At 52.6% G+C, this 25,392-nt stretch carries 21 protein-coding genes, 2 tRNA genes and 1 other RNA gene; 15 read left to right on the top strand and 9 right to left on the bottom strand.

Translation table 11 applies throughout. From position 1 onward, the window contains the following. Positions 1-173: 173 nt before the first annotated feature. From hemA to kdsA, 6 genes are read left to right on the top strand one after another with little or no spacing between them, the layout of a single operon-like run. The gene (gene hemA / locus NNO08_RS05520; protein ID WP_040233235.1) at positions 174-1,430 is read left to right on the top strand and encodes a glutamyl-tRNA reductase; all 1,257 of its coding nucleotides are present in this window, start codon (positions 174-176) and stop codon (positions 1,428-1,430) included. A gap of 41 nt (positions 1,431-1,471) precedes the next feature. Further along, the gene (gene prfA, locus NNO08_RS05515) at positions 1,472-2,554 is read left to right on the top strand and encodes a peptide chain release factor 1 (protein ID WP_271440914.1); all 1,083 of its coding nucleotides are present in this window, start codon (positions 1,472-1,474) and stop codon (positions 2,552-2,554) included. Continuing rightward, complete coding sequence (gene prmC, locus NNO08_RS05510; RefSeq protein WP_271456312.1) at positions 2,554-3,387, top strand: peptide chain release factor N(5)-glutamine methyltransferase; 834 nt, start codon at positions 2,554-2,556, stop codon at positions 3,385-3,387. Before prfA ends, prmC begins: the two co-directional genes overlap by 1 nt. Beyond that, a complete protein-coding gene (gene sirB2, locus NNO08_RS05505) occupies positions 3,384-3,776 on the top strand; it encodes an invasion regulator SirB2 (protein WP_271440916.1) in 393 nt (130 codons plus the stop codon). Before prmC ends, sirB2 begins: the two co-directional genes overlap by 4 nt. Positions 3,777-3,779: 3 nt before the next feature. Further along, positions 3,780-4,589: an invasion regulator SirB1 gene (gene sirB1, locus NNO08_RS05500; protein WP_202038490.1), complete on the top strand. Its 810-nt coding sequence runs from the start codon at positions 3,780-3,782 to the stop codon at positions 4,587-4,589. A 35-nt stretch (positions 4,590-4,624) separates the two neighbouring features. Beyond that, positions 4,625-5,479, top strand: coding sequence for a 3-deoxy-8-phosphooctulonate synthase (kdsA, locus tag NNO08_RS05495; protein WP_048211463.1), 855 nt, complete (start codon positions 4,625-4,627; stop codon positions 5,477-5,479). A gap of 46 nt (positions 5,480-5,525) precedes the next feature. Here the strand turns inward: kdsA and bdcA are convergent, their stop codons facing one another. Continuing rightward, positions 5,526-6,239: an SDR family oxidoreductase gene (gene bdcA, locus NNO08_RS05490; protein WP_271456311.1), complete on the bottom strand. Its 714-nt coding sequence runs from the start codon at positions 6,237-6,239 to the stop codon at positions 5,526-5,528. 72 nt (positions 6,240-6,311) lie between these two features. On the opposite strand from bdcA, the gene NNO08_RS05485 reads away from it, so the two are divergent. Together NNO08_RS05485 and NNO08_RS05480 are read left to right on the top strand one after the other, a co-directional pair. Further along, entirely contained in the window at positions 6,312-6,905 is a 594-nt protein-coding gene (locus NNO08_RS05485) for a TetR/AcrR family transcriptional regulator (protein WP_271440917.1), read from the top strand. Positions 6,906-6,930: 25 nt separating this feature from the next. Then, positions 6,931-8,622: an amidohydrolase gene (locus tag NNO08_RS05480; RefSeq protein WP_271456310.1), complete on the top strand. Its 1,692-nt coding sequence runs from the start codon at positions 6,931-6,933 to the stop codon at positions 8,620-8,622. 54 nt (positions 8,623-8,676) lie between these two features. Here NNO08_RS05480 and chaA read toward each other — a convergent pair whose 3' ends face one another. Further along, entirely contained in the window at positions 8,677-9,777 is a 1,101-nt protein-coding gene (gene chaA / locus NNO08_RS05475) for a sodium-potassium/proton antiporter ChaA (protein WP_271456309.1), read from the bottom strand. 403 nt (positions 9,778-10,180) lie between these two features. Between chaA and NNO08_RS05470 the strand changes: the two genes are divergently transcribed. Next, positions 10,181-10,876: a gamma-glutamylcyclotransferase gene (locus NNO08_RS05470; protein ID WP_101743259.1), complete on the top strand. Its 696-nt coding sequence runs from the start codon at positions 10,181-10,183 to the stop codon at positions 10,874-10,876. A 60-nt stretch (positions 10,877-10,936) separates the two neighbouring features. Here the strand turns inward: NNO08_RS05470 and NNO08_RS05465 are convergent, their stop codons facing one another. Both NNO08_RS05465 and NNO08_RS05460 read right to left on the bottom strand, forming a co-directional pair. After that, the gene (locus NNO08_RS05465) at positions 10,937-11,182 is read right to left on the bottom strand and encodes a DUF1883 domain-containing protein (protein ID WP_042318612.1); all 246 of its coding nucleotides are present in this window, start codon (positions 11,180-11,182) and stop codon (positions 10,937-10,939) included. 263 nt (positions 11,183-11,445) lie between these two features. Continuing rightward, positions 11,446-11,799, bottom strand: a complete 354-nt coding sequence (locus NNO08_RS05460; RefSeq protein ID WP_271456308.1) for a DsrE/DsrF/TusD sulfur relay family protein — start codon at positions 11,797-11,799, stop codon at positions 11,446-11,448. Positions 11,800-12,007: 208 nt separating this feature from the next. Between NNO08_RS05460 and NNO08_RS05455 the strand changes: the two genes are divergently transcribed. After that, positions 12,008-13,393, top strand: coding sequence for a YchO/YchP family invasin (locus NNO08_RS05455; RefSeq protein ID WP_271456307.1), 1,386 nt, complete (start codon positions 12,008-12,010; stop codon positions 13,391-13,393). Between the two features lie 11 nt (positions 13,394-13,404). On the opposite strand, the gene narL is transcribed toward NNO08_RS05455, so the two are convergent. Both narL and narX read right to left on the bottom strand, forming a co-directional pair. Beyond that, positions 13,405-14,055, bottom strand: coding sequence for a two-component system response regulator NarL (gene narL / locus NNO08_RS05450; RefSeq protein WP_061068018.1), 651 nt, complete (start codon positions 14,053-14,055; stop codon positions 13,405-13,407). After that, positions 14,048-15,844: a nitrate/nitrite two-component system sensor histidine kinase NarX gene (gene narX / locus NNO08_RS05445; protein ID WP_271449259.1), complete on the bottom strand. Its 1,797-nt coding sequence runs from the start codon at positions 15,842-15,844 to the stop codon at positions 14,048-14,050. The genes narL and narX overlap by 8 nt, the downstream gene beginning before the upstream one ends. A gap of 339 nt (positions 15,845-16,183) precedes the next feature. Between narX and NNO08_RS05440 the strand changes: the two genes are divergently transcribed. The 5 genes from NNO08_RS05440 (at position 16,184) to narI (ending at position 24,754) form a co-directional block, all read left to right on the top strand. After that, on the top strand, positions 16,184-17,575 hold the full coding sequence (locus NNO08_RS05440) for a NarK family nitrate/nitrite MFS transporter (RefSeq protein WP_271456306.1): 1,392 nt from the start codon (positions 16,184-16,186) through the stop codon (positions 17,573-17,575). A gap of 516 nt (positions 17,576-18,091) precedes the next feature. After that, positions 18,092-21,835: a nitrate reductase subunit alpha gene (locus NNO08_RS05435; protein ID WP_271456305.1), complete on the top strand. Its 3,744-nt coding sequence runs from the start codon at positions 18,092-18,094 to the stop codon at positions 21,833-21,835. Further along, on the top strand, positions 21,832-23,370 hold the full coding sequence (gene narH, locus NNO08_RS05430; protein ID WP_137381696.1) for a nitrate reductase subunit beta: 1,539 nt from the start codon (positions 21,832-21,834) through the stop codon (positions 23,368-23,370). The genes NNO08_RS05435 and narH overlap by 4 nt, the downstream gene beginning before the upstream one ends. Continuing rightward, the gene (narJ, locus tag NNO08_RS05425) at positions 23,367-24,077 is read left to right on the top strand and encodes a nitrate reductase molybdenum cofactor assembly chaperone (protein WP_271440925.1); all 711 of its coding nucleotides are present in this window, start codon (positions 23,367-23,369) and stop codon (positions 24,075-24,077) included. The genes narH and narJ overlap by 4 nt, the downstream gene beginning before the upstream one ends. Beyond that, on the top strand, positions 24,077-24,754 hold the full coding sequence (gene narI, locus NNO08_RS05420) for a respiratory nitrate reductase subunit gamma (RefSeq protein WP_045443634.1): 678 nt from the start codon (positions 24,077-24,079) through the stop codon (positions 24,752-24,754). Before narJ ends, narI begins: the two co-directional genes overlap by 1 nt. A gap of 181 nt (positions 24,755-24,935) precedes the next feature. Here the strand turns inward: narI and NNO08_RS05415 are convergent. The 3 genes from NNO08_RS05415 to NNO08_RS05405 all read right to left on the bottom strand — a co-directional run bounded on the left by NNO08_RS05415 (position 24,936) and on the right by NNO08_RS05405 (position 25,316). Beyond that, a non-coding RNA gene (locus tag NNO08_RS05415) (RtT sRNA) lies at positions 24,936-25,066 on the bottom strand. A gap of 44 nt (positions 25,067-25,110) precedes the next feature. Continuing rightward, positions 25,111-25,195, bottom strand: a tRNA-Tyr gene (locus NNO08_RS05410). Positions 25,196-25,231: 36 nt separating this feature from the next. Continuing rightward, a tRNA-Tyr gene (locus NNO08_RS05405) sits at positions 25,232-25,316 on the bottom strand. Between the last annotated feature and the right edge of the window lie 76 nt (positions 25,317-25,392).

Below are 25,392 nucleotides of genomic sequence, written 5' to 3'. Positions count from 1 at the left end.
CAGTTATAACCCTTAATGCTAGCGCCGACCGTGAATATCGTCTACGGTCACGTTATCTTAATTTAAACCGTAAGCTATTACTCCAAAAGGGGGCAGTCTCTTTTATTGGCCGCACGCATCCTGTATGATGCACGCAGTCTAACCTTATCAACGCTGGTACTATTCCCGCACACATGACCCTTTTAGCGCTTGGTATTAACCATAAAACGGCACCTGTATCGCTGCGAGAACGCGTAACGTTTTCGCCGGACACGCTCGATCAGGCGCTGGACAGCCTGCTTGCGCAGCCAATGGTGCAGGGCGGGGTAGTGCTGTCGACGTGTAACCGCACAGAGCTGTATCTCAGCGTAGAAGAGCAGGATAACCTGCAGGAAGCGCTGATTCGCTGGCTGTGTGAGTACCACAATCTGAACGAAGAAGATCTGCGCAGTAGCCTCTACTGGCACCAGGACAACGATGCTGTCAGCCATCTGATGCGCGTTGCCAGTGGTCTGGATTCACTGGTGCTCGGTGAACCACAGATTCTCGGTCAGGTGAAAAAAGCGTTTGCGGATTCGCAAAAAGGCCACCTGAACGCCAGTGCGCTGGAACGTATGTTCCAGAAATCATTCTCCGTCGCGAAACGTGTACGCACAGAAACAGATATCGGTGCCAGCGCGGTGTCAGTCGCCTTTGCTGCCTGTACGCTGGCGCGTCAGATCTTTGAATCCCTTTCCACGGTAACGGTGTTGTTAGTGGGTGCCGGCGAGACCATCGAACTGGTGGCGCGACATCTGCGTGAGCACAAAGTGAAGAAGATGATCATCGCTAACCGCACACGTGAGCGTGCGCAGGTGCTGGCCGATGAAGTCGGCGCCGAGGTGATTTCTCTGAGCGATATTGATGCCCGCTTACAGGATGCCGATATTATTATCAGTTCTACCGCCAGCCCGCTGCCGATAATCGGCAAGGGGATGGTCGAACGTGCGCTAAAAAATCGCCGTAATCAGCCTATGCTGCTGGTTGATATTGCGGTACCGCGCGACGTTGAACCGGAAGTGGGCAAACTGTCCAACGCCTATTTGTACAGTGTTGACGACCTGCAAAGCATCATTTCGCATAACCTGGCGCAGCGCAAAGCGGCCGCCGTGGAAGCGGAAACCATCGTGGCGCAGGAAACCAGCGAGTTTATGGCCTGGCTGCGAGCACAAAGCGCAAGCGAGACCATCCGCGATTATCGCAGCCAGTCTGAACAAATCCGTGATGAACTGACCGCCAAAGCGTTGGCAGCTCTGGAACAGGGCGGTGATGCGCAAGCCATTATGCAGGACCTGGCGTGGAAGCTGACTAACCGCCTGATCCACGCACCAACTAAATCACTTCAACAGGCCGCCCGTGACGGGGACAGTGAACGCCTGAATATTCTGCGCGACAGCCTCGGGCTGGAGTAGCAGTACACCAATCTCATTTTTTACAGGGTGCATTTACGCCTATGAAGCCTTCTATCGTTGCCAAACTGGAAGCCCTGCATGAACGCCATGAAGAAGTTCAGGCGCTGCTCGGTGATGCGGGAACCATCGCAGACCAGGAACGTTTTCGTGCATTGTCGCGCGAATATGCGCAATTAAGTGATGTTTCCCGTTGTTTTACGGACTGGCAACAGGTTCAGGAAGATATCGAAACGGCACAGATGATGCTCGACGATCCTGAAATGCGTGAAATGGCGCAGGATGAACTGCGCGAAGCAAAAGAAAAATGTGAACAACTGGAACAGCATCTGCAGGTTCTGCTGTTGCCAACCGATCCTGATGATGAACGTAACGCCTTCCTTGAAGTGCGTGCGGGAACCGGTGGTGATGAAGCGGCACTGTTTGCGGGTGATTTGTTCCGCATGTACAGCCGTTATGCTGAATCGCGTCGCTGGCGGGTAGAGATCATGAGCGCCAACGAAGGCGAACATGGTGGCTACAAAGAAATTATTGCTAAAGTCAGCGGCGACGGTGTCTACGGTCGACTGAAATTTGAGTCCGGTGGTCATCGCGTACAGCGCGTTCCGGCGACCGAATCTCAGGGACGTATCCATACTTCTGCCTGTACAGTAGCGGTGATGCCGGAACTGCCGGACGCAGAGTTGCCGGATATCAATCCAGCCGATCTGCGAATTGATACTTTCCGGTCATCGGGGGCGGGTGGTCAGCACGTTAACACCACCGACTCAGCAATCCGTATTACTCACTTGCCAACTGGTATCGTGGTGGAGTGTCAGGACGAACGTTCGCAGCATAAAAACAAAGCGAAAGCGATGTCGGTGTTGGGGGCGCGTATTCGTGCCGCCGAAGTGGCCAGACGTCAACAGGCGGAAGCCTCTGAGCGGCGTAACCTGTTGGGCAGCGGCGATCGTAGCGATCGCAATCGTACCTATAACTTCCCGCAGGGGCGTGTGACCGATCACCGCATCAACCTGACGCTGTACCGTCTGGATGAAGCGATGGAAGGTAAACTGGATATGCTTATTGAGCCGATTGTCCAGGAATATCAGGCCGATCAGTTGGCGGCGTTGTCCGAGCAAGATTAATGGATTATCAGCAATGGTTGCGTGAAGCAATCAGCCAGTTACAGACCAGTGAAAGTCCACGCCGTGATGCCGAGATCATACTTGAGTTCGTCACAGGCAAAGGGCGAACCTATATTCTGGCTTTTGGCGAAACGCAATTAACCGAAGCGCAGTGTGAACAGCTGAACGCGCTGGTGGCGCGCCGTCAGCGGGGGGAACCCGTCGCGCACTTAACCGGTGTTCGTGAATTCTGGTCGCTGCCGCTGTTTGTTTCACCCGCCACGCTCATTCCGCGTCCGGATACCGAGTGTCTGGTTGAACAGGCATTGGCGCGTTTGCCTGCCTCGCCGTGCCGTATTCTTGATCTGGGCACTGGTACTGGTGCCATCGCGCTGGCGCTGGCGTCTGAGCGTCCGGATTGCACGGTGACAGCAGTTGACCGCATGCAGGATGCCGTAGAACTGGCAAACCGCAATCGACTGAATCTGGCCATCGACAATGTGCGTGTGTTGCAAAGCGACTGGTTCAGCGCCTTGTCGGGACAACAGTTTGAGATGATCGTCAGTAACCCGCCATACATCGATGAGCAGGATCCGCATCTGGCACAGGGCGATGTGCGCTTTGAGCCACTGTCGGCGCTGGTCGCAGGCGCGAGCGGTCTGGCGGATATCATGCTTATCATCGACCAGTCCCGCCGTGTGTTGACCACGGGTGGTTATCTGTTGCTGGAACATGGCTGGCAGCAGGGTGAGGCGGTACGCGATGCGTTTACCCGCGCAGGTTACCAGGCGGTTGAAACCTGTCGTGACTATGGCGGCAACGAGCGGATTACGCTCGGGCGCATCCCATCATGAATTCGTTCAGCACGCTACTCACTGTTCATCTCGTTAGCATCGTGCTTTCTGTCGGGCTACTCACGTTGCGTTTTTGGTGGCGTTCTACCAATACACGCCTGGCATCAGCGCGCTGGACGCGTATTCTGCCACCGATCATTGATACCGTTTTACTTCTCAGCGGCGTGGCGTTGATCGCTAAAACGCACATCCTGCCATTCACCGAACAGGGGACATGGCTGACTGAAAAGCTGTTTGGGGTTATCATTTACATCGTTTTGGGTTTTATTGCGCTCGATTACCGTCGGGCGCGCAGCCAGCAGGCGCGATTAATCGCATTTCCGCTGGCGCTGGTGGTGCTGTACATCATCATTAAACTCGCCACCACAAAAATACCGTTACTGGGGTAAGTCATGAGGTCGTTAGCTGATTTCGAATTTAATAAAGCGCCGTTATGTGATGGGATGATCCTGGCGTCGGAGTCAATCCGTCTGGATTTTCCAACACAAACTGTCTACGACGAACTGGAACGTCTGGTTAGTCAGGCGCAAGAAGAAATTAGCCAGCTCCTGTCTCAGGATGAGCAACTGGAAAAACTGCTGGCACTTTTTTATGGCGAATGGGGGTTTACGGACACCCACGGCGTCTACCGTCTTTCTGATGCACTATGGCTCGACCAGGTCCTGAAAAATCGTCAGGGCAGTGCGGTTTCACTCGGTGCCATCTTATTGTGGATTGCTAACCGACTGGATCTGCCGTTGGTTCCGGTGATTTTCCCGACGCAGCTGATCCTGCGTATTGAATCGCTGGAAGGTGAGATGTGGTTGATCAACCCGTTCAATGGCGAAACGTTAAATGAACACACGTTGGAAGTGTGGCTGAAGGGTAACATTAGCCCGGTTGCTGAACTGTTCAACGAGGACCTTGACGAAGCGGATAACGCGGAAGTGATCCGCAAACTGCTCGACACGCTGAAATCTTCGCTAATGGAAGAGAGGCAAATGGAACTGGCGCTGCGAGCCAGCGAAGCATTACTGCAGTTTAATCCTGAGGATCCGTATGAAATACGCGATCGCGGATTGATTTACGCGCAGCTGGAATGTGAACATGTTGCGCTGACAGATTTAAGTTATTTCGTTGAGCAATGTCCGGAAGACCCGATCAGCGAAATGATCCGTGCGCAGATTAATACTATTTCGCACAAGCAAATTGTATTGCATTGATTAATAACACTTTACCTACCGTTTAAGGCGATCCTATGAAACAAAAAGTGGTTAGCATTGGCGACATCAACGTGGCAAATGACCTGCCGTTCGTGCTGTTTGGCGGAATGAACGTGCTGGAATCCCGCGATCTGGCGATGCGCATTTGTGAGCACTACGTAACCGTTACTCAAAAGCTGGGTATCCCTTACGTGTTCAAAGCCTCCTTTGATAAAGCCAACCGTTCTTCCATCCACTCTTACCGTGGGCCAGGCCTTGAAGAAGGGATGAAAATCTTCCAGGAACTGAAGCAGACGTTTGGCGTAAAAGTGATCACCGACGTTCATGAAGCCAGCCAGGCACAGCCTGTTGCTGATGTGGTGGATGTGATTCAGCTTCCGGCATTCCTCGCACGTCAGACCGATCTGGTAGAAGCGATGGCGAAAACGGGCGCTGTTATTAACGTGAAAAAACCGCAATTCGTGAGCCCGGGCCAGATGGGCAATATCGTGGATAAATTCCATGAAGGCGGTAACGACAAGGTTATCCTGTGCGACCGTGGTGCGAACTTTGGTTATGACAACCTGGTTGTCGATATGCTGGGCTTTAGCGTGATGAAGAAAGTTTCCGGTAACTCTCCGGTGATTTTTGACGTCACCCACGCGCTGCAGTGCCGCGATCCGTTTGGCGCAGCAAGCGGCGGCCGTCGCGCACAGGTTACCGAACTGGCTCGTGCCGGTATGGCGGTAGGCCTGGCGGGTCTGTTTATTGAAGCGCACCCGGATCCAGCCCATGCCAAATGCGACGGTCCGTCCGCGCTGCCGTTGGCGAAACTGGAACAGTTCCTCACGCAGATTAAAGCAATCGACGATCTGGTGAAAAGCTTCGATGAGCTGGACACTGAAAACTAAGAGCGTTGAACAGGCCGGGGGATATTCCTCCGGCCTGTTATTCCCATCAGGCGCCAAACGCGCCGTCAATAGTATGCATTGCGCCTGTCACAAACCCTGCTTCAGGGCCAGAAAGCCAGGCAACCATTCCGGCAACTTCTTCCGGTCGCCCATGCCGTTTTAGCGCCATAAAGCTGTGCATCAGCTCTTTCAACGGACCTTCTGCCGGATTGGCATCGGTATCAATCGGGCCGGGTTGCACAACGTTCACCGTAATACCACGTGGACCAAAATCACGAGCCAACCCTCTTGCCATTCCTTGTAGTGCCGACTTGCTTAACGCATAAGAAGCCATACCGGCAATGGGCATACGGTCACCGTTTACTGAACCGATAATGATGATTCGTCCACCCTCAGGCATCTGGCGTGCAGCCTCCACCGCGGCGTAGTAGGGGGCGTGAATATTAATGCGGAAAAGACGCTCAACTTCATCAGGATCCTGATCCAGCGCGTCGCCGAACAGGATAATCCCGGCGTTAACGACCAACACATCTAACGGGCCGCTTTCCCGCACCCGTGCGATAACGTCCTCGCGTCTGGCGCTGTCGGTTTGCGCCGTGCGGGTGCCAGTCTCATCGGCCAGCGCTTTGGCGGCGTCAGGAGAGCCGGAATACGTGAAGGTGACGGATGCCCCCTCCGCGGCAAAGCGGCGTACAATTGCCGCGCCGATCCCACGACTACCACCAAGAACCAGCACCGATTTACCCTTGAATGAAGACATCAGATACTCCTTGAACAATTATGTAGTGATCGATATATAATGGCCGCATGGTTTTCTGTCAATGGATTTATAATGATCACTACAAAATGTTCGCGTGCGCCGGGGCGACCGCGTAATTTTGACCCGGAACAGGCGGTTGCGACGGTACAACGTTTATTTCACGCCCACGGCTACGATACTGTTAGCGTGGCGGATGTCACTCAGGTTCTGGGTATCAAACCCCCCAGTTTCTACGCGGCTTTCGGGAATAAGCTCGGCCTCTATCAGCGAGTATTGAGCCGTTACGTGCAAACCGATGCGATCCCTTTTGACGATATTTTACGTGCGGACAGGCCCGTTGCTGACTGTCTGGCAACGCTGCTTGAGGAAGCGGCACGTCATTACGCTGCTGATCCTGATGCGGCAGGATGTTTAGTGCTGGAGGGAACACATTGCAATGATCCTGAGGCGCGCAATGCCGCCCGCGCGTTCTACTCGATTGCTGAAAATAAGATCCATAACTTTATTGCCCAGCGTTACCCCGCAGAGGCGAAAAGTATGACCGATTATGTCTGTACCACGATGTTGGGTTTGTCGGGAAAAGCGCGTTGCGGACACTCGCTTGAACAACTGGTATCCAGCGCGCAACTTGCCAGCCTTGCGTTTCGGCACAGGTTTCCTGATTAGCTATGCACAAAAAAGGAAGATAAACATGATGAGTAAAATGGGCCTTTGCTTCAAAACGCCTCCTCCTGCTATTCGTAATATGGCGTTGGCTGCAATGCTGATGGGAACATCCTCTTTGGCTTCTGCACAGGATAAGGCTGATGTTATTTTGTATAACGGCCAGCTTATTACCATGGACGAACAACAGCCAAATGCGCAGGCTCTGGCGGTAAAAGGGCAACACATTATTGCTGTCGGAAATAATGACGAGATTAAAAAATGGTCAGGACAGAATACGCGAGAAATTAACCTGGCGGGTAAAACGGTTATCCCTGGATTAATTGATGCGCATCTGCACGGTATTCGCGGAGGAAGGACGTTCTTATTCGAAACCTACTGGTTTGATGCCAAAACGTTACCTGATGCTCTGCGCAAACTGTCGCAATCGGCAGAAGAGAAAAATACGGCGCAGTGGGTGGCCGTGGTGGGATCATGGATACCTGAACAATTTGCCGAAAAGCGAGACCCAACCCTACAGGAACTTAATCAGGCGCTGCCTGCAAATCCTGCGTATGTTCAGAGCCTTTATGACTATGCGTTGTTAAATCAACACGCTATTGATGTTCTCAAGCTTAACAGCCCTACGCCAGCTATCCCCGCTGGGATAGTTATAGAGCGCAACGATAAAGGTTTTGCCACGGGGAAATTACGCGGCACCATTGGCAGTTTTAACCAACTTTTCGCTCAGATCAGTCAGGATAATAATGTAGGAGAAAACCTCAATGCCTTTATTCACTATTTAAATAAACGGGGTGTAGTGGGTTTTATTGACCCTTCAGCTGGGCAAGAACAGGCTTATCGCGATTTCTTTAGATTTCAGCAACAGCCGCCAATGAGGATGCGTGTTGGATATCGCTTATCTGCACCGCCCGGTAATGAGACCGAGTGGTTTAAACAGCGTCTGGCGTTTCGTCCGGCAGTGCATGATGATGGGAAAATATCCTTCTTAGGTTTTGGTGAAAGCCTGGTGCTGGAAATGAATGATGGCGTGCGGATGTCATCCGGATTTAGTTCATCGCCAGATGCCAAAAATGAACAATATAAGGTGTTACAGCTGGCGGCGCAGGAAGGTGTCCCCGTTGAAATACATGCTTATACCGATGATAGCGCAGACGCAATTTTGGATGTCATTAGCGAGGTGGCGAAATCACATGATATTTCCCAGCTTCGCTGGTCAATTGCCCATTTAAATACCGGTACGGCAGAGACGATAGCCCGGATGAAGCAATTAGGTTTAGCCTATTCTGTACAGATGGGGCCGTATTTTGAATCTCCCGCCATTGAACGCGCTAATGGCAACGCCGTTGCAGCACAGTCATCCCCCATTCAACCCGCACTTGAGCAAGGCGTGATCGTTGCCGGGGGGACGGATGCGACAAGAATAGGCGTTGCGGGTGTGTGGCATGCCATTGAATACCATGTGACGGGGAAAGCGCTCGATGGCTCTGTGCGTGACGAGAAACGCCGGGTCAGCCGGGAAGATGCGTTAAAAATGTATACGCTAAACGCCGCCTGGCTGGCATTTGCCGAACAGCAGAGAGGGAGTTTACGCGCAGGCAAGCTCGCTGATTTTGCCGTTCTGGATCAGGATATTCTGGCCGTTGCGGCAGATAAACTGCACCAGACACAAGCGCTATTCACGTTTGTGGATGGCCAGCAGGTTTATCCAGAGCAATAAGCATGGATAAAAAACGGCCCTGTAAAGGGCCGTGGGTTGCACCTGAATCGATTATCAGGCGAATATCGTCATCAGGTAGGCGATAAACAGTGCCAGATGCGCTGTACCGTTGAGCACATTGGTGCGTCCGGTGGAGAAGGAGATATGGCACAGCACCAGCGAAGAAACCATGACAATCATCTCTGGGGCGCCCAGCGCGAACACCAGGTCATTCCCCGTTGCCCACGCAATCAGTGTGACGACAGGTACGGTCAGTGAGATGGTGGCAAGTACCGAGCCGAAGAATAAATTCATCGCTCGCTGCACCTGGTTGTTCAGGACCGCTTTCAGCGCACCTAAACCCTCTGGGGAGAGAATAAGCAACGCCACCAGGAAACCGGTAAATGCCACGGGTGCATTCAACTCAGTGAGTAATGTTTCCAGCGGATTGGCATTCATTTTTGTAACGGCAATAACGGCAATCAAATGGATGACAAGCCAGGCGGCGTGCCATAGATTGCTGTGCGCTGAAGGTTTACCGTGATGTGGGTCGTCGTCGTCGCCCTCATCTTCATGCTCGTAAATAAACAGGCTCTGGTGTGTTTTGGTCTGGATCAACAAAAATACGCCGTACATTGCTGCTGAAATTAACGCCACCAGCAGTGCCTGTGCAGTGGTGAAATTCGCTCCCGGTAATGCCATCGGGAATACCAGCACGATAATGGCCAGCGGGAATAAAGCGATTAAATACTGCTTAATACCGAACAGGTTCATATACTGGGTAGCAAATTTTCGGCCGCCCAACAGTAATGAAAACCCGACCAGCCCACCGGTTACGATCATAATGATGGAATAGAGCGTATCGCGCATTAGCGTGGGCGCGGCGTCACCGGTTGCCATTAATGCGGAAATTAAACTGACTTCGAGAATAACCACCGAAAGGCTGAGAATCAGCGAGCCATAGGGCTCACCAAGTCGGTGAGCTAATACGTCTGCATGACGGACAACGCTGAATGCGCTACTTAATATACCAACAAGGGCTAGTGCGTTAATGCCGATGACCACTGGTAGTGACTGACTGCTCCCCCAAAAGAACAGTACTACCAGCGCCAAGATCGGAAAGGCGAGTGAGGTCTCCTTGTGGCGGGTTTTTACCGCCTCATGTGCATGTGTCATGTAATTCATTCTCCATCTCTGCAGGTGCTTATAATTATAAATGTATTAAAGAATGTAAAAAATAACAGATCTTTCGGTATTTCCGATCTGATTTTACGTAATTTTACGGCATGGACCATTTTTTGCATCAAAGCGAACAAAATGATGTGTCTTGTTTAGAGAGTATTTAAATAACAAGATGTTAGGTTTCTGAATCAATCAAAATATCACACGATGATATGCTAACAGTCGCGCCATACCGGGACATAAAAAGAGGATATAAAGTGCCGTTGAGCCTTTGTTGCCTTGCATGCAGTCGGTGAATTGCCTATTGTCCTGGTATTGGTTTCAAAATGAGCAGTAAAAAAGCCTGGAAGGCGTCAAAAAAGTTGTCGCAGGGAAGTCGCAGTGGCGGAGGTGTAAGGTGTTAACGCGTGATTTTTTATTGAATGCTGACTGTAAGACGGCATTTGGTGATATTGAAGAATCACTACTCTGGTCGGCGGAACAACGGGCAGCCTCACTGGCCGCCACGCTTGCCTGCCGTCCAGATGATGGACCGGTGTGGATCTTTGGTTATGGATCGTTGATGTGGAACCCGGCGTTAGAGTTTGAAGAGTCCTGTACCGGGACGTTAGTCGGCTGGCATCGCGCATTTTGTTTGCGCCTGACGGCAGGGCGAGGAACGGCGTGTCAGCCGGGACGGATGTTGGCCCTGAAAGAGGGGGGGCGCACTACGGGTGTGGCTTACCGTTTACCGGATGCCTCGCTGGAGCAAGAGTTGTCCCTGCTGTGGAAGCGTGAAATGATCACCGGATGTTATCTTCCAACCTGGTGTCAGCTCACGCTGGATGATGGCCGAACGGTGAGTGCGCTGGTCTTTATTATGGATCCGCGACATCCATTGTTTGAGTCCGATACCCGTGCTCAGGTTATCGCGCCGCTTATTGCTTCTGCCAGTGGGCCATTGGGAACCAACGCGCAATATCTGTTCTCGCTGGAACAGGAATTGGTGAAGTTGGGGATGCAGGATGACTGTCTTAACGATCTGGTGATTACGGTCAAAAGATTGTTGGGAGAGAACCTGCCGGAAGGCGTCATGCGACCCGGATTTGCCTAAGCGTTGCCGGGTTATCTGTTGTGTGCCCGATAAGCGTAGCTGCTTTCGGGCATTACATCATCAGGCTGCAATATAACTGATTGAATGCTCCAGAGACTGGCTGTGGCTGTCGATCAGCACGTTCCAGACGCCGGTATACGGTACGGTCAGCCATGCATTATCACGATTCTGCACGCTTAAAATGTCGGTCTGCGTGTCTTTGACGTGATTTTTCTCGCTCATCAGATGGATGTGACAACGCTCTGAACAGCGTACCACCACCGTATCTCCACCAAATAATTTCAAACTTGCCTTCACTAATGCCATTTTTCACCCCGTTCTTGAAAACAACGTACTTTCTGTCGAAAGTGCTGCGTGATGTTGTTCACATTTCACTCATTGCATAACACCAAAGGGGAGGGCGTGGGATGCTGATTTTGATCAAAAAATGGCATAACGGTTAAACAAAAATGACAAAATCCCTTAAAAGGGTTGAAAGGGCGAGCTTACGTTTAACGAAACCGCGCCCATCTGAGATTAAATCGGGAAATTTCCGGCACTTTCAGTATGCTTGCCTGAAAGAGTTGGCATCAGAAGGTCAAAACCTTATCTGCTGCCAGCGTCCACTGAGCCAGTTCCACCAGCGTACCGACTTCAACGCCATCAATTAACGGCAGTGCAGTGATCCCGCGGCCATCGGTGCAGGTTTTGCAGAGTTTTACCGGAACGTTTTGTGCTGTCAGGATTTCCAGCATTTGCTGAATATTATAACCTTCTGCGGGTTTCTGCCCGCGCAACCCTGCAGTGACGGCATCCGACATTAAAAACAGGCGCAGGTCGAGGCTACTCTCCTGCTCGCGCAGAGCGATGGCCAGACGCAGACTGTTGAATAACGACTCACTTCCATAGGCTGCACCGTTCGCGATGATCACTATCTTTTGCATTTTGACTCCTGTTGTCGAATGGGAGGGATAATTCCTGGCGTGTATGGTACTCCCTGTACCAGATATCGAAAAGAAAGCATGTGAAGACCCCTTATTATTCGGGTCAGAAAATCCCGAAAACAGGGATAAAGGCTGCAATTAATTGCTGAAGACGTTATGGTTTAGGTTAAGTGTACCTAATTAATTGATTTAAGAAATAACTAACAATTTGAGCCGTATTATTTATTTTTCTCTCGCCGTATTTGCACTCTTGCCACTGGCAGGGGGTACTGCCAGCGCACAATCCTCTTTTGTTCACCAGGCTGAAAACCCTTTCGATAACAACAATGATGGCTTGCCAGACCTCGGTATGGCGCCAGAATCCCGCGCGGGCGAAAAACAGTTTGCTGAAGTGGTCAAAGCCTTTGGTGAAGCCAGCATGATCGATAACGGACTTGATACTGGCGAACAAGCCAAACAGTTTGCATTTGGTCAGGTTCGCGACACGGTCAGTGAGCAGGTAAATCAACAGCTTGAATCCTGGCTTTCTCCGTGGGGGAATGCCAGCGTTGGGCTGCAGGTGGATAATGAAGGCAGTTTTACCGGCAGTCGGGGAAGCTGGTTTATTCCGTGGCAGGATAATCAACGCTTTCTGACCTGGAGTCAGTTGGGGCTCACCCAACGTGACGAAGGGCTGGTGAGTAATGCGGGGATTGGACAACGCTGGGTACGCGACGGTTGGTTGCTGGGCTATAACACCTTTTACGATAACCTGCTGGACGAGAATCTGTCGCGCGGCGGGTTTGGCGCCGAGGCGTGGGGAGAGTATCTGCGGCTATCCGCCAACTACTACCAGCCGTTTTCCTCGTGGCAGAATCGTTCTTCAACACAGGAACAAAGGATGGCGCGGGGCTACGACCTTACCGCGTTGATGCGGCTACCCTTTTATGAGCATCTCAATACCAGCGTCAGCGTCGAGCAATATTTTGGCGATCGGGTAGACCTTTTCCACTCGGGAACGGGCTACCGCAACCCGGTAGCGGTAAATCTGGGACTAAGCTATACGCCAGTGCCGTTGATTACGGTGACCGCGCAGCATAAACAGGGCGAAAGCGGGATAAGCCAGAATAATCTGGGATTGACCCTCAATTATCGTTTTGGCGTTCCGCTAAAAAAACAGTTAATGGTGAGTGAAGTCGCAAGCAGCCGTTCGCTGCGCGGGAGTCGTTATGACGATCCTCAACGTAATAGCGTGCCAACGCTGGAGTATCGCCAGCGTAAAACCTTATCTGTATTTCTGACGACACCGCCGTGGGATCTGAAACCCGGCGAGACGGTAGCGCTGAAATTACAGGTGCGTAGTCAGTACGGCATTCGTCATCTGACATGGCAGGGAGACACGCAAGCATTGAGTTTAACGGCCGGGAGTCATCCTCGCAGAGCGCAAGGCTGGACGATTATTATGCCGAAGTGGGATAGCAGTGAAGGAGCAACCAACCGTTGGCGGCTCTCCGTCGTTGTGGAAGACGAGCAGGGCCAGCGTGTCTCTTCCAATGAGATCACGCTATCACTGACCGAACCGTTTAATACCGTTTCGGGAAATGATCCTCGCTAATACTCGCGTTATCAGAAGATGCGTTCCTGGTGTACCCATACCGCGGCTTCAACGCGTGATTTAAGCTTCATTTTCTTCAGCATATGCTTCACATGCACTTTTACCGTGCTTTCGGTGATGTCGAGGCGGCGCGCAATCATCTTGTTAGGCAGCCCCTGGGCGATGAGCTTCAGAATATCGCGTTCACGCGGCGTCAACTGAGTTACATCACGATCGGAGGTCGCACGGTTAGCGCGCAGGCTGGCGGCCAGAACCGGGGTTAAGGCTTCGCTCAGTACCATTTCGCCGGCGGCGGCTTGTTGCAATGCTTTCAGTAGATCTTCTGGCTCCATGTCTTTCAACAGATAGCCGTCAGCACCGCGTTTCAGGGCGGTCACTACGTCTTCTTCATGGTTGGAAACACTGAAAACGACGATGCGTCCGGACAGAGATTTCTCTCGTAGCTTATCAAGCGTTTCCAGACCGTTCATGCCGGGCATGTTGAGGTCTAACAGGATCAGATCGGGATCAAGGGATTCAGCCAGCTCGATACCCTGCTCGCCATTACTGGCTTCGCCGACCACGGTGATATCGGACGCCATGCTGACAAGCTGTTTTACACCGGTGCGCAGCATCGGATGATCGTCGATCAACAGGATGGTTGCCGGTTCCAGATTACTCATGGGTATCTCCTTGGACTTCTGTGAAGTTTGTTTCGGGAATAAAAGTGACAGCAACTTCAGTACCGCCCGTCTCTCGACGGCGTACACGGCAATCGCCGCGCAAGCTCTGCGCACGGTCGCGCATTATAATCATGCCGTAGTGGTTACTGCGTTCGGCGTTTTCCGGTACGCCGCAGCCGTTATCTTGAACGGTCAATTTGACCTGTTTGCCATTTTGCACCACCGTCACGATTACTTCATTGGCCTGAGAGTGTTTAAGCGCATTACTCAGGGCCTCACGGGCAATCTGCAGCAGGTGGATCGCCTGATGGGATGGAACCAGGCGCGGCGGCAGCTGATAATCCAGCTTCACCGTAAAACCAAAGCGAGCGCTGTATTCCTGGCAACTGGCTTCCAGCGCAGGCCGCAACCCAGGCTCAGTCAACTGCAAACGGAAGGTGGTCAACAATTCACGTAGCTGTGCCCAGGAGGCGTTCAGCTCGTTACGAATCTGACTTAGCAGCTCACGACTGTTCTCAGGGAGTGCGTCGCCCTGCATCTGCAAACAGCTGACCTGCATTTTCATACAGGAGAGCGATTGTGCAATAGAATCATGGAGTTCGCGAGCAATGGTGGCACGCTCTTCCATGACGATCAACTGCTGCTGACGTTCCTGGTGCCTGTCCAGCGCCAGTGTTGCGGTGAGTTGCTCTACCAGAGTATCGACCAGTTGCTGCTGATCGTGACTGAGATGACGCCCGTACGGCAAGGTGGCGAGCAGAATACCGTACTGGGTATGTGCATCGGTCAGCCGCCATTTCAGCGTAGTGCCACCCTCAATGGCGGGCAGTGTGCCTCGAGGACACAGATGACAACCTTTTTCATCGCAACTGGCACTCGACTGGCAGGTAAATTCCTGATGATTATCTTCATCTTCCAGGTCATAAACCCGCAACTCAATATCGTGCAGCAGCGTTAAATTTTGCAACCCGTTGAGTACTGGTGAAAGCCGCTCACACAGCGGTATCTGTGAGTGCAGACGGCGGTTGGCTTGCCACAGGAAAGAGAGTATCTGGTTTTTATGTTCCAGACCTGCGGTTTTTTCCTGTACCCGCTGTTCCAGTACGGCGTAACTTTCGGCCAGTTCTTCTGACATATTGTTCAGTGCCGAACCCAGTGCCGCCATCTCATTACGCCCGCTGATATGCGCACGTTGCGTAAAATCACGCTGGCTGACGGCGCGCGCCATCGCCAACAGCTGTTTCCATGGCTGCAACAGGCGTACGCGCAGCCAGATAATCGTAAAGACCAGCAGCAGAGCCATAAACACCGCCATCAGGCGATGCAGCATAACGACGCGTTCAATACGCAACTCCGTGGTATGGTCAAAGGCGGTAACCAGCTTATCCAGCCCGGTCACAAAGCGCGAAACGTCATCGGCGACCGCATCACCCGTTTGTGCATGCTTAAGCCCCGGTGCCAGTTCGGTGTGCCAATAATCCTGCAATGCCTTTAACTGGGCCTGCTGGCCGTCGCGTTTTGCGGCGCGAGTCAGTTCAGGGCTAAACGCTGTTTGTTCCATTTCATCCAGCAGTGGTTGATCGCTGGCGTCCAGCGGTACGGCAGCCAGCAAACGGTAGCTCTGCATACGTAGCGAGCCGGCTTTATTGATTGCGTGAGCGCTACCCTGAATGCCTTGTACCAGCCAGCCGGAGACAGCCATACCCGCCACGCCAAGCGCGGTAGACAGTAAAACAATCAGCGCCACCTGGTTAACCAGCGTAAGCGGGGAAAGACAACGTTTAAACATGTGACTTCTTCCTTCGGGTTTTCAGTGAGCAGAAAACCTTATTGAATGACGAATCTGCTGCAGGCAGTGCCGCTATTCTCAGCGATACACTGGAGTATACCCATACCTCAAACGGGCTACCCCTTAATTGCCGACGGGGGGAGAGATCCCGGACGTTGGGGAGTAGGGTGCGACAGAAGCGTGAAAAACCACATCTTTTTTACCGAAGTTATGTACTCATTTAGGGTAATGATAAATTTTAGGCGTTAATAATGACACCTTTTCCTTTGATTTATATCAACTTACCCCCGGCTGTAAACCCTAATGTTGCAGGCATCGAAACAAGTATCAGAGGTGTCTATGAGTCACTCATCTGCCCCGGAAAGGGCATCTGGATCTGTAATTACAGAATGGCGGCCGGAAGATCCCGCCTTCTGGGAACAGCGTGGTCAACGAGTTGCCAGCCGTAACCTGTGGATTTCAGTCCCTTGCCTGCTGCTGGCGTTTTGCGTATGGATGTTATTTAGCGCAGTGGCGGTGAACTTACCGAAAGTGGGATTCGATTTTACCACTGAGCAGCTGTTTATGCTGACGGCATTGCCTTCAGTTTCCGGCGCACTGCTGCGCGTACCGTACTCCTTTATGGTTCCTCTGTTCGGCGGTCGTCGCTGGACGGCATTCAGCACAGGTATCCTGATAATCCCCTGCGTGTGGTTAGGCTTTGCTGTGCAGGATACCACCACGCCGTTCAGTACCTTTATTATTATCTCCCTGCTGTGCGGCTTTGCCGGTGCAAACTTTGCGTCCAGCATGGCAAACATCAGCTTCTTCTTTCCAAAGCAGAAGCAGGGTGGTGCGTTGGGGCTGAACGGTGGTTTGGGCAACATGGGCGTCAGCGTGATGCAGTTAGTTGCGCCGCTGGTGGTCTCACTGTCCATCTTCGCCGCTTTTGGCAGCCACGGCGTTGAACAACCGGACGGCACGCAGCTGTATCTGGCCAACGCCGCCTGGATTTGGGTACCGTTCCTTGCGATTTTCACGCTGGCGGCATGGTTTGGTATGAACGAACTGGCAACGTCGAAAGCGTCGCTGAAAGAGCAATTGCCGGTGCTGAAACGCGGACATCTGTGGATTATGAGCCTGCTGTATCTGGCAACCTTCGGCTCTTTTATCGGCTTCTCCGCAGGTTTCGCGATGCTGTCAAAAACGCAGTTCCCGGAAGTGCAGATCCTGCATTACGCCTTCTTTGGCCCGCTGATTGGTGCACTGGCGCGTTCTGCCGGCGGGGCAATTTCCGACCGTCTGGGCGGGACTCGCGTGACATTGGTTAACTTCGTGTTGATGGCCGTCTTCAGCGCCTTACTGTTCCTGACCCTGCCAACCGATGGGGTAGGTGGTAACTTTATTGCCTTCTTCGCGGTATTCCTGGCGCTGTTCCTGACGGCTGGTCTGGGTAGTGGCTCAACTTTCCAGATGATCTCTGTCATCTTCCGTAAGCTGACAATGGACCGGGTGAAAGCGGAAGGCGGTTCTGAAGAGAAAGCGATGCGTGAGGCAGCGACTGACACAGCAGCGGCTTTGGGTTTTATCTCAGCGATTGGCGCGATTGGCGGCTTCTTTATTCCGAAAGCGTTTGGTACGTCTTTGGCATTAACGGGCTCGCCGGTTGATGCAATGAAAGTGTTTCTGATCTTCTATGTCGCCTGCGTGGTCATCACCTGGGTGGTATACGGCCGTCATTCTAAAAAGTAAAAAAGTTGTATACACAAAATCAATCGAGCTGCATCAAGGCAGGCAAGTGAGAAATCCCCAGGCGCTTACTGAAGTGAGTGACTGGGGAGAACGAGCGCAGCCAACGCAGAAGCAGTTTGAATGATGAAGTGTAGGTTGATTATCCATTGCGCGGTGTTAGACCGCGCTTTTTTTTGCCTTAAATTAGTTACAACATACTTTTGTATTGTGACATAACAACAGCCTGTGAGAGTGGTGCCAAGAATATGCTAAGCAGGGGGGATACCCCTTAATACCCACTTGTAAAGAATTTAACATTTGCACGAGAAGTTGTTTTTGGAATCTGCTTATAAATCAATTAATTATATTTAAAATCAATATCCTACTTAAGGGGTATACGAAAATTAACCACCTATTTTCATCCCTGTCTGCCTTGATCGTTATCAATTATCACGCCCTTTCAGAGCGTTACCTTCACTCCCAATCAAGCAATGTCGATTTATCAGAGAGCCGTCAGGCTCCTACAGGAGAAAACCGATGAGTAAATTCCTGGACCGGTTTCGTTACTTCAAGCAGAAGGGCGAAACCTTTGCCGATGGGCACGGCCAGCTTCTCAACACCAACAGGGACTGGGAGGATGGATACCGCCAGCGTTGGCAGCATGACAAAGTCGTGCGTTCAACCCACGGCGTAAACTGCACCGGCTCATGCAGTTGGAAAATCTACGTGAAAAATGGTCTGGTCACCTGGGAAACCCAGCAAACTGACTACCCGCGTACTCGTCCTGATCTGCCAAACCACGAACCTCGCGGCTGCCCGCGTGGTGCGAGCTATTCCTGGTATCTCTACAGCGCTAACCGCCTCAAATATCCGCTGATGCGCAAACGTCTGATGAAGATGTGGCGTGAAGCGAAAAGACTGCACAGTGATCCCGTTGACGCCTGGGCCTCCATCATCGAAGACGCCGATAAAGCAAAAAGCTTCAAACAAGCGCGTGGTCGTGGCGGGTTTGTCCGTTCTTCCTGGCAGGAAGTCAACGAACTGATTGCGGCATCTAACGTCTATACCGTGAAAACCTATGGTCCTGACCGCGTTGCGGGTTTCTCACCGATCCCGGCAATGTCGATGGTTTCTTATGCGTCCGGTGCTCGTTACTTGTCACTGATTGGCGGTACCTGCCTGAGCTTCTACGATTGGTACTGCGACCTGCCGCCTGCCTCTCCGCAGACCTGGGGCGAGCAGACTGACGTGCCGGAATCTGCTGACTGGTACAACTCCAGCTACATCATCGCCTGGGGTTCTAACGTACCGCAGACCCGTACTCCGGATGCGCACTTCTTCACAGAAGTTCGCTACAAAGGGACCAAAACGGTCGCGATTACGCCGGACTACGCAGAAATCGCCAAGCTTTGCGACCTGTGGCTGGCACCGAAGCAGGGGACTGATGCCGCAATGGCGCTGGCGATGGGCCACGTTATGCTGCGTGAGTTCCATCTCGACAACCCAAGCCAGTACTTTACCGACTACGTGCGTCGTTACACCGACTTCCCGATGCTGGTGATGCTCGAAGAGCGTGACGGTTACTATGCCGCCGGTCGTATGCTGCGTGCGGCGGATTTGGTCGATTCTCTGGGCCAGGAAAACAACCCGGAATGGAAAACTGTCGCGATTAACAGCAACGGTGAGATGGTTGCGCCGAACGGTTCAATCGGTTTCCGCTGGGGCGAAAAAGGTAAATGGAATCTGGAGCAGCGCGACGGTACGTCTGGTGCCGAAACCGAACTGCAACTCAGCCTGCTGGGTAGCCAGGATGACATCGCGGAAGTCGGTTTCCCGTACTTCGGTGGCGAAGGAACTGAACACTTCAATAAAGTCGAACTGGAAAACGTTCTGCTGCATAAACTGCCGGTTAAACGACTGCAGTTGGCTGATGGTTCTACGGCGCTGGTGACCACCGTTTACGATCTGACCATGGCTAACTACGGCCTTGAGCGTGGTCTGAATGATGAAAACTGCGCGACCAGCTACGATGACGTAAAAGCGTATACCCCTGCGTGGGCAGAAAAAATCACCGGTGTTTCACGTTCTCAAATTGTGCGCATTGCCCGTGAATTTGCGGATAACGCCGATAAAACCCACGGACGTTCGATGATCATCGTCGGTGCGGGTCTGAACCACTGGTATCACCTCGATATGAACTATCGCGGCCTGATCAACATGCTGATTTTCTGCGGCTGTGTCGGTCAGAGCGGCGGCGGCTGGGCACACTATGTGGGCCAGGAAAAACTGCGTCCACAGACCGGCTGGCAGCCACTGGCGTTTGCACTTGACTGGCAGCGTCCTGCGCGTCACATGAACAGTACGTCCTACTTCTATAACCACTCCAGCCAGTGGCGCTATGAGACGGTAACAGCGCAAGAATTGCTGTCGCCGATGGCGGATAAGTCCCGCTATAGCGGTCATCTGATCGACTTCAACGTGCGCGCCGAGCGTATGGGCTGGTTGCCGTCCGCACCGCAGTTGGGTACTAACCCGCTGTACATTGCGCGTGAGGCGGAAAAAGCGGGGATGACACCCGTCGATTACACCGTTAAATCGCTGAAAGAAGGTTCTATTCGCTTTGCGGCAGAACAACCAGAAAACGGTAAAAACCATCCACGTAACCTGTTTATCTGGCGCTCTAATCTGCTGGGCTCATCCGGTAAAGGCCATGAATACATGCTGAAGTATCTGCTGGGTACTGAGCACGGTATTCAGGGACTGGATCTGGGTAAACAGGGCGGCGTGAAACCAGAAGAAGTGGAATGGCAGGATAATGGTCTCGACGGCAAGCTGGATCTGGTGGTGACGCTGGACTTCCGTTTGTCGAGCACCTGTCTGTATTCCGACATCGTGCTGCCAACGGCTACCTGGTATGAAAAAGACGACATGAATACCTCGGATATGCATCCGTTTATTCATCCGCTGTCTGCTGCTGTTGACCCGGCCTGGGAATCGAAAAGCGACTGGGAAATCTACAAAGCCATCGCCAAGAAATTCTCTGAAGTTTGTGTCGGTCACCTTGGCAAAGAAACTGACGTGGTGACACTGCCTATCCAGCACGACTCCGCCGCTGAACTGGCGCAACCGCTGGACGTGAAAGACTGGAAAAAAGGCGAATGCGACCTGATCCTTGGCGTCACCGCACCGCACATCATGACCGTCGAGCGTGATTACCCGGCAACTTACGAGCGCTTCACCTCTATCGGCCCGTTGATGGACAAAGTCGGTAATGGTGGTAAAGGGATTGCCTGGAATACTCAGAGCGAAATGGATCTGCTGCGTAAGCTCAATTACACCAAGGCAGAAGGTCCGGCGAAAGGCCAGCCTTGTCTTAATACAGCCATTGATGCCGCTGAGATGATCCTGACGCTGGCACCGGAAACGAATGGCCAGGTCGCCGTTAAAGCCTGGGCCGCGCTGAGTGAATTTACCGGCCGTGACCATACGCATCTGGCGCTGAATAAAGAAGACGAGAAGATTCGCTTCCGCGATATTCAGGCGCAACCGCGCAAAATCATCTCCAGCCCGACCTGGTCAGGTCTGGAAGATGAACATGTTTCTTATAACGCCGGTTACACCAACGTTCATGAGCTAATCCCATGGCGCACGTTGTCTGGTCGCCAGCAGCTGTATCAGGATCACCAGTGGATGCGTGACTTCGGTGAAAGCTTGCTGGTCTATCGCCCGCCAATCGACACCCGTTCGGTGAAAGAGGTGATGGGCGAGAAGTCCAATGGCAACCCTGAAAAAGCGCTCAACTTCCTGACGCCGCACCAGAAGTGGGGTATCCACTCTACCTACAGTGACAACCTGCTGATGCTGACGTTAGGTCGTGGCGGTCCGATTGTGTGGATGAGTGAAGCCGATGCGAAAGATTTGGGCATCGAAGATAACGACTGGATCGAAGTTTTCAACAGCAACGGTGCCTTAACTGCCCGTGCCGTTGTCAGCCAACGTGTGCCGGCCGGGATGACCATGATGTACCACGCGCAAGAACGTATTGTGAACCTGCCTGGTTCAGAAATTACCCAGCAGCGTGGCGGGATCCATAACTCGGTAACGCGTATTACGCCGAAACCGACCCACATGATCGGCGGCTATGCACATCTGGCCTACGGCTTTAACTACTACGGCACCGTAGGGTCGAACCGTGATGAGTTCGTTGTGGTACGTAAGATGAAGAACATTGACTGGTTGGATGGTGAAGGCAATGACCAGGTACAGGAGAGCGTAAAATGAAAATTCGTTCACAAGTCGGCATGGTGCTGAATCTCGATAAGTGCATCGGTTGCCACACCTGTTCAGTAACCTGCAAAAACGTCTGGACCAGCCGTGAAGGTGCCGAATATGCCTGGTTCAACAACGTTGAAACGAAGCCGGGAACGGGGTTCCCGACTGACTGGGAAAACCAGGAAAAATGGAAGGGCGGTTGGATCCGTAAAATCAACGGCAAGCTGGTGCCGCGCATGGGTAACAAAGCGCTGCTGCTGGGTAAAATCTTTGCTAACCCGCATCTGCCGGGCATTGATGATTACTACGAGCCGTTTGATTTCGACTACCAGACGCTGCACAACGCGCCCGCTGATAGCAAGGCGCAGCCGATCGCCCGTCCGCGCTCGCTGATTACCGGTCAGCGTATGGACAAAATCACCAAAGGTCCGAACTGGGAAGATGACCTGGGCGGTGAGTTTGAGAAGCTGGCGAAAGACCAGAACTTCGAAAATATGCAGAAGGCGATGTACGGGCAGTTTGAAAATACCTTCATGATGTATCTGCCCCGTCTGTGCGAGCACTGTCTGAACCCGGCGTGCGTGGCGACCTGTCCAAGTGGTGCCATCTACAAACGTGAAGAAGATGGCATCGTGCTGATTGACCAGGACAAGTGCCGCGGCTGGCGTATGTGCATCACCGGGTGTCCGTACAAGAAGATCTACTTCAACTGGAAGAGCGGTAAATCTGAGAAGTGCATCTTCTGCTATCCGCGTATTGAAGCTGGCCAACCGACGGTATGTTCTGAAACCTGTGTCGGTCGTATTCGTTATCTCGGCGTGTTGCTGTATGACGCCGATGCTATCGAAAGCGCTGCAAGCACCGAGAACGAGAAGGATCTGTATCAGAGTCAGTTGGACGTATTCCTCGATCCAAACGATCCGGCGGTGATTGAACAGGCACTGAAAGATGGCATTCCGCTGAGCGTGATCGACGCGGCCCAGCAGTCGCCGGTATACAAAATGGCGATGGACTGGAAGCTGGCGCTGCCGCTGCACCCGGAATACCGCACGTTGCCGATGGTCTGGTATGTGCCACCTTTATCTCCGATTCAGTCCGCTGCTGATGCGGGTGAACTGGGTAGCAACGGTATTCTGCCGGACGTGGACAGCCTGCGTATCCCGGTTCAGTATCTGGCGAACCTGCTGACTGCAGGTGATACCCAGCCGGTACTGCGGGCGCTGAAACGTATGCTGGCGATGCGTCACTACAAACGCGCAGAAACTGTAGACGGCAAAGTCGATACCCGCGCGCTGGAAGAGGTCGGTCTGACTGAAGCCCAGGCACAAGAGATGTATCGTTACCTGGCGATTGCTAACTACGAAGATCGTTTTGTGATCCCGAGCAGCCATCGCGAACTGGCGCGTGAAGCATTCCCGGAGAAAAGCGGTTGTGGTTTCACCTTCGGTGATGGTTGCCACGGTTCTGATACGAAATTCAATCTGTTCAACAGTCGCCGCATTGATGCTGTCGATGTGACCAGTAAAACGGAGCCGCACCAATGATTGAACTCGTCATTGTTTCGCGTCTGCTCGAGTACCCGGATGCTGCCTTGTGGCAGTATCAGCAGGAACTTTTCGATGCACTCGCGTCATCTGAAAACCTGGACAAAGAGGATGCCCAGACGCTGGGCGTTTTCCTGCGCGATTTAACTGCGCAGGATATGCTGGATGCGCAGGCAAGCTATAGCGAACTGTTCGACCGTGGTCGTGCGACGTCACTATTGCTGTTTGAACATGTTCACGGTGAATCCCGCGATCGCGGCCAGGCGATGGTTGACCTGATGGCTCAGTATGAGCAGCACGGACTACAACTCGATAGCCGCGAATTGCCTGATCACTTGCCGCTGTATCTGGAATATCTCGCACAGTTGCCAAAAAGCGAAGCGTTAGGTGGCTTGCAGGATATCGCCCCGATTCTGGCGCTGCTCAGCGCGCGACTGCAACAGCGCGAAAGTCGCTACGCGGTGCTGTTCGATCTGCTGTTAAAGCTGGCGAATACCGCTATCGACAGCGACAAAGTGGCCGAAAAAATTGCGGATGAAGTTCGTGACGACACGCCGCAGGCACTGGATGCTGTTTGGGAAGAAGAGCAGGTGAAATTCTTTGCCGACCAGGGATGTGGTGAGTCTGAAATTTCTGCTCATCAACGTCGTTTTGCCGGGGCCGTTGCGCCGCAGTACCTGAACATCACCACCGGAGGACAGAACTAATGCACTTCCTGAATACGTTCTTCTTTGACATCTATCCGTATATTGCGGGTTCTGTCTTTCTGATTGGCAGCTGGTTACGCTACGACTACGGTCAGTATACCTGGCGTGCGGCTTCCAGCCAGATGCTGGATCGCAAAGGGATGAACCTTGCGTCAAACCTGTTTCACATTGGGATCCTCGGCATCTTCGCGGGTCATTTCCTGGGGATGCTGACGCCGCACTGGATGTACGAAGCGTGGTTGCCGCTTGAAGTGAAGCAAAAGATGGCGATGTTTGCCGGTGGTGCCAGTGGTGTGATGTGCCTGGTGGGGGGCGTGCTGCTGCTGAAACGTCGTCTGTTCAGTCCGCGCGTGCGTGCAACGACCACGGGTGCCGACATTCTGGTGCTGTCTGTTCTGGTTATCCAGTGTGCGCTGGGTCTGCTGACCATTCCGTTCTCGGCTCAGCATATGGACGGTAGCGAAATGATGAAGCTGGTGAACTGGGCGCAATCAGTGGTGACCTTCCACGGTGGGGCGTCTCAGTATCTGGATGGCGTAGCATTCATTTTCCGTATGCACCTGGTATTAGGTATGACGCTGTTCCTGTTGTTCCCGTTCTCGCGTCTGGTACATATCTGGAGCGTGCCAGTCGAGTATCTGACACGTAAATATCAGATTGTGCGCGCCCGTCATTAATTTCGCGTTATAACGCACCAAACCCCGCTTCGGCGGGGTTTTTTATGCCTGTTCGCCCGGATGGCGGCGTAACCGCCTTATCCAGCCTACGTAGGTGTCAGTGGACTTTGTAGGCCTGATAAGCGCAGCGCATCAGGCAAATAAAGGGCATTGAAGATTGATTTTGTGTTGGTACTTTATGAAGTAAGGGGGGAAGGATGACTCAGCGCTATGCGCTTCGCCCTTCGGGTCGTTGCCTGCGGCAACGCTTTCTCGCTACGCTCGAATCGAACCTTAGTCGAAGCTTTTCATCCTTCCCGCATGGGCAGAATATAGGGCATTGCGTATTGATTGAGATGTAGTGCTTTAGGAAGTGATGGTGGTGGGGGAAGGATTCGAACCTTCGAAGTCGATGACGGCAGATTTACAGTCTGCTCCCTTTGGCCGCTCGGGAACCCCACCAGGGGTATACTAATTTTATGAATCTACAGGAATGAATGGTGGTGGGGGAAGGATTCGAACCTTCGAAGTCGATGACGGCAGATTTACAGTCTGCTCCCTTTGGCCGCTCGGGAACCCCACCACGGGGTAATGCTATGTTACTGGCCTGCTTCCTTGGGAAGCGGGGCGCATCATATCAAATGACGCGCCGCTGTAAA

The sequence above is a fragment of the Citrobacter sp. Igbk 17 genome, assembly GCF_028069775.1.
Taxonomy (GTDB): domain Bacteria; phylum Pseudomonadota; class Gammaproteobacteria; order Enterobacterales; family Enterobacteriaceae; genus Citrobacter.
This window is presented reverse-complemented; position numbering and strand designations above follow the sequence as displayed.